Raw genomic sequence first — 12,472 nt, forward strand, 5'->3', positions numbered from 1 at the left:
AGACGCGGCGCGAGCGATCACTTACAAGTCCGCGCGGCTGAGGGCTGAGGGCCACTGCATGAGCTCATTGGAAGAGACCTGTCGCCGCCTACACGACCACTTTGTGGCGCTGAAGACGAGCCGTGATCGAAAGACCCAAGGTCCTGTCTACGTGCTCGAGCATCCGTTGTCGATCGCCGAGTGCGACGCACTCACATCGCAGCTTCGTGTTGCCTACCGGACAATGGGTGCACGCCAGGGTCACTGGCTGGCTTGGCTCGTTGCCGCGACAGAACTGGGCTACTCCTACAGCGGATCCGACTACTGGCCTCGTCTGCAGAAACGGGTGCCCGAGTGGGAATTCAACGACCGCGGGCGTTTGGCTCGGTGGTTTGAGCGCTTCGCCAAGGAGTTTGCCGGCGCGCGTCCCAGCGGTGCGTGGGCGGCTCAGTTTCGACTCATCGCTTGGCCGATCACGCACGCGATCCTTCCGACCGATTTGCAGGTCCAACTCGCACGCGCCATCTACACAGCGCGGCACTACCTGTTTGGCATTGAGGAGAAGTCGGACGAAGAGCTCGGCCAGACCATCGCCCGCCGCTGGGTACCGCATGGCGACCGGTTCGAAAGGTTGCTTCAACGCGAGGCCTTCGTCGGCTCGTTGGTACGCATGCTGCTGCAGCCCAAGGCCGAGCAAGACGCGCTGTCCCAGCAGACACTCCGGCGGATTGTGGCCGATGTGGACTCGAAATCAGAGGCAGAAATTCTATTGCGAGATGCCCGGGCTTCTTGCCGTCCGACGGTGCGTTTCGCGGCCCCAGCACCAAGAGCGGAGCAGAGCGCGGTGTCGAGGCCACGCTTCAGCCCAGATCTGGTGCTCGAGCAGAGCACCGACGGCCAATGGCAGTCGTTCGTGTATCCCAGCTCTGCCGTCGGCTTGGCCGCAGAGGCACCCGCGCTGAGAAAGTCGCTCGAGCGGCTGCGCTTCTCGGTCGCTGGGAATCCGACCCAGGCGTTTAGCGCACTTGAGCTGCTAAATGCCTCGCCGCGCAAGCGTCCGCTCGGCACGTTTCCAGTCACCGGAACCCCGGTCCTGCGCTTTTTCCCGTCAGACGCGCCGGACGCCGTGCTGCTTACCCGTGATTGCGTGATGGCGCCCCGCGAGTACTGGGTATTTAAGATCCGCAACGACGGCAGCGCGTGGCTGCAGTCGACCCCAACGTTGTTGTCCGGAGCGAGCTACCTGGTCGGTAGCCTGGACCCCACGAAAGTGCTCCCAGGAAAGACGCTGGAACGACCCCTCGGCGACCTGCGGCTGGCCCGGCTGGAATTGGCTAGTACCCTGACGGAGACAGACCGAGCCGCACTTCGCTCAGCCGGCTTCCAGGTCGCGCAGCGCACCGCGCTCCACCCCTGGGGTGTGTTGCCTCGCGTGTGGCGGGAGGATGGCTTCGCCGAATATGTCCAAGGTGAGCCCTTGCTCCTTCGCGTTGAAAGGGATCATTACTTTGCGGCGCTTCGCGTGACGGTCGACTCTGAAGCCGCCCAGGAACTCCCGTCCGCGACATCTGATGCCTTCCTGCTGGAGATCGGCGGACTGGCACTTGGCGATCACGAGATAGGCATCGACACCCTGACGGTGGAGCGCAAGGCCAAAGTGCTCACGACCACGCGCGTGGCCAGCACGCTGCTCCATGTTCATGTGCGCGCCCCCAGTGCCTGGCAGCCCGGCGTGCTGCCAACCGAGGCGTTGGCCGTCAACGTGGAGCCAGAAGGAACGACGCTTGAGCAGGTTTTGGACGGCGTGGCGGATCTTTCGGTCGAAGGGGCCGCCGAAGATGTGGTCGAGGTCACCTTACAGATCGTCGATGGCGGCGGCGAACGTCACGGCCACACCATCCTGCGCCGCCGTCCGCCTATCACGAGGGCCGACTGGCACAAACACCTTGAGGCCGCGACGAGGGATTCCGAACTGCCGTACCACGCGTTGGGGGCAACGCAGGCCGCGCTCGTTATTAGCAGCGAGCGCTTTGGCAGCCATCGCAAAGACGTGTCCGTCTTCCCGTCACCGCTGCGTTGGGCCTTAAAGCCTCATGGCTCCGGCTTCATCATTCAACTGCATACCGACGATGATGTGCCGGCCCAGGTCACGTTTCATTCGCGCGCCACCCCATGCGCGGAAGTACCGATCGCCTTCGCTCGCGTTTTCGATGCGATGTCGGCGTGTGACGGACTTTACGTGGCCCGTCAGCATGAGACGCAGGCTGTGCTGGAGGTTTCCTCCCCGCCAGCGCAACTGACTGGCTTCGAGGCCCTGGCTAGCGCGCGAATCGAAGAGCGCGACCCGCTTCGCCTGCTGGCTTGCCTGGCGTGCTGGATCGGAGCGCCGATGCTTGGACGACTAGCCAAGACTCGTCACACCCAGACGGTAAACGGACTGCATACGCAGCTGGTCCACGTGCTGGCGCGCGATCCTTGGCCGTACTACGAGCAGCGGGTCGCAAAGCATCGCTCGCTCAAGGAACTGGACGACCTGGTCGTGCCGAAGGTTCCCAATTACGGCCGTGTCTTGGGACTACTGCGTGGATCGCGTGATCCCGACGTCGCGCGCACGAAATTCCTGAGCGCCTCAGACCAGTTCGCGGTGTGCAAGGACCCAGCGCGCGTCGCGCTGGCATGGCAGCTGGTATTCGACCCGCGATCGGCTCGTGACTTGAGACTATTGGGCGAAAGCCTTGCTGACCCGGCTCTGCAGGCATTAATCCGAGGCGCGCGTTTGATCCAGTTGGGCATGAGGGAAGAGGCCGCGAAATGATCGAAATCCGACAGCACGCGTGGGACAACGGCCCCTTGGCCGCCCTGCATTCGGCGCTCAATCTGCGCATCGGAATTAGCGCAGACGCTGCGTGGACGACGGCGGCCTGCGTGGTTCGGCGCCTGGCGGCCGTCCATGCCCCCTGCCCTCGTCGCCAGTTGGTCGCCCAAGCGTCTCACGCCCTAGCCGGCGCCCTGGCCGATGATGCCACCACGACCTTGCATGAAATCGTTGATGATCTCATCGCTGGTGGCGATCTGACCGAGCAGGTGGGGCTGCGCGCTGGGACGGACGAGGCCCCAGTGCTTATCTTCCTGACGGCGCCTCGCTTCGCGCGCGCGCCCCACCGGATTTACCTGCGAGGCGTGGCAGCGGACGACGCGCCGTGCATTCCGCGAGCAGTTAGTGCTGACATGATCAGTGCGGGTTCCATGCGCTATCTACATAGCGACGACGTGGATAGCAGTGCTGAATTGCTGCGCAAGCTTGGCTTGGATGAAGAAGCTCTCGACCACAACGCGCGCGCTGACCATTGCCTGCAGGGCGAGGCCCTGATTGCGCGCTATCGCGTCGCACTTGCCAGCGGCGACCGGCTGGAGCGTGCTGAGGGGTTCCGTTGGCTCGCCCCGGGCGGCGACTCGCCCTACCACCGGCGCTGGAGCCAGGACGCCGCCGCGCACGGCTTGCAGATTGGGCGCGTCCCGCAATTTTTCGGTGCCGATGCCTGGATAGTCGCCGACCACAGCGCCAAACCGGCGCGCTTTGCACACCTTCCGCTTCGCGATTTGCGCGATGACCGGGGCTGCGATGCGGCGTGGCGATTGCAGCTTGCGATCGACAGCGATGCGGGGGCGCCCGCGCACTACCAAGTGCAGGTCGACGAAAACCTCGCCCACCTCAAGATCAGCTTCCCACTGCCGCAACGCGAGCGTGCCCGACTGCTGCACCTGGGAGGCATCCGACCTAGTACGGCTCGCCCTTACGACTTCTGCCTGCCCCGCGATGCCCTACTCGTAGCCCGGCAGGTGCTCGATTCGCTCGGCTTTTCGCCTTCGACGGAGTCAGTTGCATGAATGATGTATCGATCCACGGTTTGGCCCAAGAGCTGCGCGACACGCTGATCGGCTACATCGAAGCAACGTACCACATCAGCGATGCGGATCTCTTACGTCAACGCACGACTTCCTTGGAGAGCCTCGGAGTCATTCACCAAGCGCCGTTCCTGGAGTCGACGCCGCGTTACCTCACAGAGCTGCGGTTCGAGCAGATCGCCGGGCTGCACCCGGCGGCGCTTGAAGCGCTCATGGTCCTCGCCACGCGCAACTCACATGGCAAGTCGGTCCTCTTCAACCCCCCGTACGTGCACCAGGCTGATGCAATTGCCAACGGCGCCGTAGCGGGCAAAAACCTCGTCATCATGACAGGTACGGGCTCGGGAAAGACGGAGTCCTTCCTGATGCCCGTGCTGTGCAAGCTGGCAGCAGAAGCCAGGGACCGGCCGAATCATTTCGAGATGGCAGCAGTTCGCACAATGGTGCTTTATCCGATGAACGCTCTGGTCAATGACCAGCTTTCGCGGCTCCGCAGCATGTTCGGCGACCCGCGCATTGTCTCGCTGTTCACCTCCTGGGCAGGGCGGCCAGCGCGGTTCGCGCGCTACACCAGCCGCACGCCCTACGCCGGCATTCGCACGTCCAAAGGGGACCAGCGAAGCTTGAAGTCATTCGGCGACTTCTACGTGGCGTTGGCTGAAAAGGCCGCGGCCGGCGATGGCGATTCCATTGCGCTGGTGACCGACCTCAAAACGCGTGGCAAGTGGCCCGCCAAACCCGATGTCGCCGCGTGGTACGGGGCACCCGGATCGCGGTGGACAAACGCCGCGGGTCGCCCCAAGCGCGCCGTCACCCTGCCCGCGGACGCAGAACTCATCACTCGCCACGAAGTTCAAGCCGCCCCGGCCGACGTCATCGTCACCAACTACTCGATGCTTGAGTACATGCTGATGCGTCCGGTGGAGCGCGACATCTTTGAGGGTACGGCCGCCTGGCTCGCGGCCTCTCCCCTCAACCGATTCACGTTGATTCTCGACGAGGCGCATTTGTACCGCGGCGCCGCCGGTACCGAAGTTGCGCTGCTGGTCCGGCGGCTGCGCGATCGACTGGGCATCGACAACAGACAGTTCCAGGTGATCTGCTCCACGGCGAGCTTCAGCAGCAAGGAAGGCGCCGTCGCCTTCACTGCGCAGCTCACCGATACGCCACCCGAGCAGGTTCACCCTGTTGAGGGAAGGCTCGCACGTCGCGAGCATGCTCGGCTTGGCACGCCTGCGGAGGCGCATCTGCTGGCCGGGATGGACCTTTCCGCCTTTCATCACGGCAACGAGCAGCAAAAGCGCGCGGTGGTCGCGCCGTTGCTGAAGTTGCAAGGAATAACGGGTGACGGTCGGACGGCGGGGCTGCTCTATCGCGCCCTGGCTTCGTTCGGTCCGCTGGACCAACTCGTTAACCTTACGATGGGGTACGCGCAGCCGACCTTCGAGCTTCCATCGATGGTATTCCCCACCGACGACGTCGACGTCGCGGTCGCCGGGGCCGCGACGCTGGCGCTTTCCTCCTTGGCGAGTTACGCCAAAGATGACGACGATGGACCCAGTCTGCTTCCGGCCCGCGTCCATTCGTTCTTTCGCGGGCTACGCGGGCTGTGGATCTGCATGGACCCCAAATGTACGGGCACATCCGGGACGGTGGCCGGGCGTCTTTACACCCAGCCGCGAGAGCGCTGCGAAGCGTGCAACGCCATCGTCTTGGAGCTCTACACCTGCCGCTATTGCGGCACGGCCTATGCCCGTGGCTTCAGCCCCGAGCCCGCCCATCCGAGGATGATCTGGGCAGAAGCCGGGACACGCCTGCGATTTGAACAGGAAACCGCAGATCCTCTCTTTCCGGTTGACTTGATGCTAAGCCGACCGCTGTTGGAGCATGTGACGCCGTCGACGTTTGATCTCCTCACCGGCGAAATCGATTTCTGTCGCCCGACCGAGCGCACGCGGACCGTCTATCTCGCTCCGGCACCTCAGAAGAGCAAGAAATCGGACGATGAAGATGACGAGCCCGAATCCATCTCATTGCCAGGACGGTTCTCCAAGTGCGGCGCGTGTGGTGAAAGCAGCCGTTACGCCGAATCCCCAGTACAGGACCACGAGACCAAAGGCGACCAACCACTCCAAAACCTCATCAGCCGCCAACTGCGGCTGCAGCCGCCGAGCAAGGAAGCAACGGAGCTTGCGCCACTAGGCGGGCGCAAGGTTCTCGTTTTCTCTGATTCACGCCAGGTGGCGGCTCGCCTGGCCCCTGTCCTCCAGGACCTGGCCTCCAAGGACGCGGTCCGTGCGTGTTTGGCCGTGGGCTGGCAGCAATTGAGCGCGCACTATCCCCGCGCGTCTTTGCAACAGCTCTATACGGCCACGCTGATCGGGGCCCACATGCTCGGCGTGCGCCTGCGCCCGGCGCGTGAAGAGCACCGGCCATTCGACATTTTCGACAAGGTAGGCGCCTTGGTTCGACGGGGCGATCACACGAGTGCTAGCGGCATGGCGAACATCATGGCTGACGTCAGCGGCTACGACCCGCCGGTCGCGTTGCTCGCGGCTATCGTGGAGGCAATCCAACACGGATTGACCGGCTTGGAGGCATTGGCGATAGGCTCGCTAGGTCCCAAGCGGGAATTGTTGCCCGAGATCGAAAAACTTCCCGACCTGGCAGGCGCCGCTACGTCCGCGGCCGAGAAGCACGCACTGTGCGTTGCTTGGGTGCGCGAATGGAGACGCTATGGCTTTTTCCTCAAGGAGATGCCGCCGGAGTGGACCACCACCGGCGCCGAATCCGATATCAAGGTCCGCACGCGCGGGGCGGCGTTCGACCGCTTCGTCAAACTGCTGCCGGATACAGCGCGCAAGAAGTTCAAGTCGGACTGGTTGCCGTGGCTGACCAAGCGCCTGTGCTTTCCGAGCGGCAAACACTTCCGCCTCGCTGGCATGCAGCTTTCAATTGATCTTGGAGGCGAGTGGGCGCGATGCGACGTTTGCAAAGTTCCACAGCGCCGCTGGGCGGCGGTTGCCGTTTGCCTGAAGTGCAAGAGCCCCCAGGTGGCAGCCTTCGATCCGGACACCGACGAATACTTCCAGCGTCGCAAGGGGTTCTATCGCCGTCCAATCATGGCCGCGCTGCGCGGCGACCTCGATGCGAGCCCGCTCGCGCTTATTGCCGCTGAGCACACCGCGCAGCTCAATGCGGCCGAGCCCGAAGACGTTTTCTCAAAGGGCGAGCGCAACGAGTTGCTCTTCCAGGACGTCATCGTGCCTTCCGATGATGAAAGCGGCCTGCCCCTGCCCGCGGTCGACGTTCTGTCCAGTACGACCACCATGGAGGTGGGCATCGACATTGGCCAACTGTCGGGGGTTGCACTGCGCAACATGCCGCCGTCGCGCGCCAACTACCAGCAGCGTGCCGGGCGCGCGGGTCGCCGGGCGAATGCATTGGCAAGCGTCATTGCGTTCTCTGGTTCCGACACCCACGACGAACATTTTTTCACCGAGCCGGCAGAGATGATTTCAGGGCGCGTAGTGGATCCCACGCTGAGCCTGGACAATCCTGAAATCGCCCAGCGGCATCTCCACGCCTTTCTATTGCAGGCCTACTTGCAGTCCAAGCAGCTGGTTCCAGAAGCGCAGCTGTTTGCCGTGCTGGGGACAGTTGGCAACTTCAGGTCACATGGAACACCGCTCAACATTCACGATCTGGAGGCCTTCTTGCGCGGCAACGAGCCGGCGTTGCGCGCGAGAGCGGAACACATCGTGCCGACCGATGTAGAAGGGGAGAAGCGCGATCGCATGTTGGATGGAATGATAGGGACGCTCATCGTTGCGCTCGAAAAGGCATTTGACGATGCCGACGACGCGTCACCGGCCGCCGATTGGATTCCCGATTTTGGTGCAAATGCGGACATTCCTGAGGAAAAAGAGGAATCGAGGCCGCCGCACCCAACGGCCGACAGCAAGATGTTGCTGGACCGCCTGCTTTACAAAGGAGTATTGCCCCGCTACGCGTTTCCAACCGATGTGGCGACTTTTCACGTGTTCGACAACACCGAGAGCACCTCGTACCGCGCACGGCTGAAGTATTCGCCTAGTCAGGGAATGATGGCGGCGCTCAGCCAGTACGCGCCAGGCAAGGAATTGTGGATCGACCACAAGATGTACCGTTCTGGTGCCGTGTATTCGGCCATGCGAGGCGAGCGTCCTAAGGCGTGGCGGGCCAAGCGCCTTTACGCCGAGTGCCGCCGCTGCGGCTATTCAGAACGCTGGAGCGTAGACGGCCCAGTCGAGATCAAGCAGACCCTGGACTGCCCTGCTTGCAAAGGCGAAGAAACGTTGGGGCCGGTGCGGTATTGGTTCCGTCCGCCTGGCTTTGCGCATCGGCAGAACCTCGAGCCCGGCGTGCGCCCCGATCTGATCATCCCGCCGAGCTATGCCACACGTGCCAAGCTGACGCTTCGCTCCGAAGAAGCTGAGGGCTGGGAACGCGTCAACCCCCGCGTGCGCGTCTTTCCGGCGCGCGATCAGCTCCTCATTACTAACACCGGACCGGCACACGAAGGCTTCGAGTATTGCGCACGCTGTGGCCTGATCGAGGCCAGTCATATGCCCTCGGGCGTTATGGCGGCCAATCACCTCAAGCCCTATCCCGATCCGGACGACCCCTACTGCCCAGGGGCGGTCGCCCACTGCATCGTCCTCGGTACGGATTTCTATTCCGACGTGGCACTGCTATCACTCTCGTTCGGCGAACAGGTGCGCTTGCCGCCTGGGGCATCCGTGACCGGGGTGGCACTGCGAACCTTGGCGGAGGCCCTGGCGCGGGCAGCCACCGAAAGCGTGCTCGAGATCGAGTCCGGCGAAATCGTCGCCGAGTACCGACCCGCGCTAACGGAGGGTGGTGTCAAAGGCGAAGAAGCCGAGCTGTTTTTGTACGACACCTTACCAGGCGGTGCCGGCTACTCGCGCAAGGTTGCCAGCCTGACGCCTGCCCTGCTGGCGGCCGCCCTACAACGATTGGAGGGCTGCGCTGGCAATTGCGACTCCTCGTGCTATCGGTGCATACGAACATTTCGCAACCGCCCGGACCACGGACAGATCGACCGTCATGTTGGAAGCGCACTTCTGCGCTACCTCATCGATGGTCACCTCACGCCGTTCAATGCCTCGCGCGTGGCTTCCGCTCAGGAATTGCTTGTCCGCGACCTGCAGCGTTCGCTCGATGGCTGGACGTTCGCCACCGAGCCCGGGATCGCCTGGATCGATGCAATGCGCGATAGCGACACCGCGCGGATCCACATCGGGCATCCGCTGGCGGTGCCCGATGGATTCGCACACCGACTCGGACCCGCGGGTGAGGAACTGGTCCTCAACGAACTGCTCGTACGCCGCAATCTTCCGCAGGCCGCTCGGCGAGTTCGCGAATTCCTAAGGATCGACTGAATGTGGGGTCAGAGCATCGCGCAACTGGGTTCGGGCCGGAAATTCGTGCCAGTCCGGATCCCGATGGGCACGCGGCAGGCACCAGCGCTCGCGCCAGAAATCGCCCCACGCGCAATCATCGAATGCAATGGGCGACGGCAAGTCTGCGTTGTTGCAAACCGCCAGCAGGTTGTCCACCAGATCGACCAGGAAAACCTGGCGGCAAATGCCGTGTTCGAGGAACTTCATTGGCAACCGAAGACTAACCAGGGTGTTCATGATGTTTTGCCAGCGCACCTTCGGGCCATTCCCGAAACCCGCTGGCACATGCTTGCCGATCGACTGCAGCCATTCGACCATGCGCGGATACACTTCCTCCAGATGCACCGTGCCGTAGCCCTGCGTGTAGCCGAGCGGTCGAGCGAGCAGCCGATTCTCGAATTTCAGCCGGTTGTAAATCGAGCTGCGACCGAAAGCGCTCGCCGTGCTGATCGCCAGCAACGGCTGGGGAATACGCTTGCGCAACTGGGTCGTGCGCCGATTTCCGTAGACGCTCCAATACTCTTGTCGGATCTTGGGAGAGCACAGGTAGCCTGCGACCAACTTGCCCGCCAACAACGGCGCGTAGGCGGGGGTCGCCCCGACTGTGTACGCGTCGAGCGTGTTGTTCACGAATGCGAGCTTCTTGTCGCGCTCCATGCCAAGGTACTGATCGCGGCACGCCAAGTCCGCGGATGGCGACTGCAGGCCAATGATGCCGATCAGCGCCTCGTGGTGCTCGTCCATGATGACGAACCGCAGGCGCCGCCCATATCCCTTCGAATACGGCATGGACCAGTAACCGCGTGCCACGCGGAACAGACGCTCTTCCAGGGAATTGGGAACCACCGGCACGACCACCGGCGAAATGCGTGCAGGTTCAATGCGCGAGGGCGTCGGGAAGTATCGCTGAGACTTGTCCAACACGCGACGCAGCGCGGCGAAATCGGTAATCGCATCATGCGCCTTGGCTCGCAGGTGCAATTCCTTTACCAAATTCTTGTTCCCCGAGGCAACAGCTACCCTGCACTGCGCCCAGGCCGACTCGATGTCGACCGCCAACGCGGCTGCCGCCCGCCTCTGCATGGCGGGCGGCAACGCTCTGTTTTCGCTGATTTTGGCGGAGGGCAGTTTGTGTTGGCGATGCATGCGACCATGGTATCGCAAGCGCTTCGGCTTGGCCAGCCCGATCGACCCACCGACCCCCATGGGTGTGACCAGGAATTTGCCCCTTGGCTCGCGTCGGCGGCGCGCAACTTCGGAGTGTCGGCGTGGTCGATAAATTCATGGCGAACTTACACGCCGGGGCGGGGAAGATGACTGACTCCAACCTCTCCCGCTACCAAGCGCCGACAGCGGTGGATCTGCCGCGGTCGGACATTTCCGCTATCGCCGAGACGGTGCGGCGCAAAGTCGAGTACCTCCCGGGTGTTTCGCTGGAAGACGTCATCAAGCGTCTCGGTGGTGAAGTTTGCTACAGCGAGAGCGAGGAGACTCCGAGCTACCTAGTCGTAGAACCCGAGGGCTTCGCAATCTGCTTGCCGCGCGGGACAAGTCGGGCTCGCGATCGATTCACCATTGCGCAGATGCTGGGCCACTATGTCCTGCACTATCTCTATCAGCGGCAGCGCAACCGACGCACCATCCAGTTCCTCCGAGTATCCCTCCCGGTTCCTGAACAGGCAGAAAAAGAGGCCAACTGGTTTGCGGCGGCGTTCTTGATGCCCGCGGCGATCTTCAAGGAGAAATTCAAGGACTTCGAGAAAAACGACCTCGCCCTGGCCGAGCACTTCGGCGTGTCCTCGCAAGCTGTCCAGCTTCGAGCTGATTCGTTGAACTTGCGCACATGAGTTTTTTCGCCGACCACGTCATTCCGGCCGTACGGACGTCGCTGCGCCCGAGTATGCGTCTGTTCCTGAGCGCCGACATCGTCGGATCGACAGCGTACAAACAGCGGCAATCAGACTCCGAACGCTGGTTCAGCGTCGTCATGCGCTTCTATCGTGATGCGGAGGGTCACTTCCTAAAGCAATGGCAGTCGCGTGCAGCGCGCGCGTCCGATCCGGCCGTGCGCACAGAGTTGTTCGGGGACGAACCGCCGCAGCTTTGGAAGACGATTGGAGACGAGGTCGTGTTCACCCAGCGGGTCGAACAGCCGTGGCAGGTGGCCTCCTGCGTGGACGCTTGGATCGAAGCATTGAACATGATGCGCGACGAGTTGACAAAGGAAGACGCCTCCCTCGACGTAAAATCAAGTGCATGGCTGGCTGACTTTCCCTTGCGCAATCGCGAGGTCGGTTTGCGCGTGACGTCCGAGGAATTGGAGGAGCCGGAGGATCTGGGCAACGCCAATCAGGTGCGTCTTGCGGCCTACTATGGTGGAAAGGCTGGATTCGTCCGCGACTTTATCGGCCCCTCAATTGACACTGGGTTTCGCATTGGCACTCTCGCTTCGCCGCGTCGGCTCGCCATCTCTCTGGAACTCGCCCATGTCCTGAGCGGTGTGTACGGCGAGAACCTGAATGCGCGGTCGATGCCTGCACAGGTTCCAAAGGTTCAAGCACCCAGGTTCTTCTATGACGGCGCGGATCCATTGAAAGGGGTCATGGGGGGCGTGCCCTACCCACGCTTCTGGCTGCATGTGGGCGAGGATCCGTTGCACGAGCACGAAGACGCACTCTTGGGGCGATTTCCTGCACCCGTTGACATAGTCAATCGGTACACAAGCGGGTTTATCCAGCAGTATCCGGAGCAGTTCTGCGCCGGGCTTCCGTGGTGGATGCTGCCGGTGCCGGCGAGCTATCGCCATTTCTGCGCCGGTCTGCTCGACCAATTGGCGCGGGAGGAAGCGCGCCTGGCGGAGGCCGAAGTCGTCCGAGCGCGCGAAACCCGCTTCGGGCTCACGCCTGATGAAGACCCGGAAAAGCTACTCGGGCCTGAATTCGACCTTGAATTGAGACCGCAGACCTGAACGCTGGCGCCGGGTTGCGTGTACTGCTTTTGCACATACGCAAGTGAGCCACATTGGCTCTCACTGGGGGCTCTCGGCATTTTTTGCAGCCTGATTACATAGTTGGGCGCCAATGACAACACTTAGAATTGCAACGACACAGCTGCTGGCAAGA

The 12,472-nt window shown here is 62.6% G+C and carries 6 protein-coding genes; 5 read left to right on the top strand and 1 reads right to left on the bottom strand.

Annotated features, from left to right (window positions below):
* Nucleotides 1-58: 58 nt before the first annotated feature.
* From BM125_RS15615 to BM125_RS15625, 3 genes are read left to right on the top strand one after another with little or no spacing between them, the layout of a single operon-like run.
* Nucleotides 59-2,794, top strand: a complete 2,736-nt coding sequence (locus tag BM125_RS15615; RefSeq protein WP_139225058.1) for a hypothetical protein — start codon at nucleotides 59-61, stop codon at nucleotides 2,792-2,794.
* The gene (locus BM125_RS19935) at nucleotides 2,791-3,867 is read left to right on the top strand and encodes a hypothetical protein (protein ID WP_139225059.1); all 1,077 of its coding nucleotides are present in this window, start codon (nucleotides 2,791-2,793) and stop codon (nucleotides 3,865-3,867) included. Before BM125_RS15615 ends, BM125_RS19935 begins: the two co-directional genes overlap by 4 nt.
* The gene (locus BM125_RS15625) at nucleotides 3,864-9,329 is read left to right on the top strand and encodes a DEAD/DEAH box helicase (protein ID WP_092409666.1); all 5,466 of its coding nucleotides are present in this window, start codon (nucleotides 3,864-3,866) and stop codon (nucleotides 9,327-9,329) included. The genes BM125_RS19935 and BM125_RS15625 overlap by 4 nt, the downstream gene beginning before the upstream one ends.
* Here the strand turns inward: BM125_RS15625 and BM125_RS15630 are convergent.
* Complete coding sequence (locus BM125_RS15630) at nucleotides 9,315-10,496, bottom strand: Druantia anti-phage system protein DruA (RefSeq protein WP_217647894.1); 1,182 nt, start codon at nucleotides 10,494-10,496, stop codon at nucleotides 9,315-9,317. The genes BM125_RS15625 and BM125_RS15630 overlap by 15 nt on opposite strands.
* A gap of 83 nt (nucleotides 10,497-10,579) precedes the next feature.
* On the opposite strand from BM125_RS15630, the gene BM125_RS15635 reads away from it, so the two are divergent.
* Nucleotides 10,580-11,197 (top strand): ImmA/IrrE family metallo-endopeptidase, encoded by a 618-nt coding sequence (locus BM125_RS15635; protein ID WP_092409670.1) that lies wholly within the window; start codon nucleotides 10,580-10,582, stop codon nucleotides 11,195-11,197.
* Nucleotides 11,194-12,318: a hypothetical protein gene (locus BM125_RS15640; RefSeq protein WP_092409672.1), complete on the top strand. Its 1,125-nt coding sequence runs from the start codon at nucleotides 11,194-11,196 to the stop codon at nucleotides 12,316-12,318. Before BM125_RS15635 ends, BM125_RS15640 begins: the two co-directional genes overlap by 4 nt.
* Nucleotides 12,319-12,472: the final 154 nt, after the last annotated feature.

Source organism: Dokdonella immobilis, from assembly GCF_900115085.1.
GTDB classification, from domain to species: domain Bacteria; phylum Pseudomonadota; class Gammaproteobacteria; order Xanthomonadales; family Rhodanobacteraceae; genus Dokdonella; species Dokdonella immobilis.

Bases quoted from the DNA above. Each gene is read 5' to 3' on its own strand.
- BM125_RS15640 (WP_092409672.1), top strand. From the start codon at position 11,194: ATGAGTTTTTTCGCCGACCACGTCATTCCGGCCGTACGGACGTCGCTG.
- BM125_RS19935 (WP_139225059.1), top strand. From the start codon at position 2,791: ATGATCGAAATCCGACAGCACGCGTGGGACAACGGCCCCTTGGCCGCC.
- BM125_RS15625 (WP_092409666.1), top strand. From the start codon at position 3,864: ATGAATGATGTATCGATCCACGGTTTGGCCCAAGAGCTGCGCGACACG.
- BM125_RS15615 (WP_139225058.1), top strand. From the start codon at position 59: ATGAGCTCATTGGAAGAGACCTGTCGCCGCCTACACGACCACTTTGTG.
- BM125_RS15630 (WP_217647894.1), bottom strand. From the start codon at position 10,496: ATGCATCGCCAACACAAACTGCCCTCCGCCAAAATCAGCGAAAACAGA.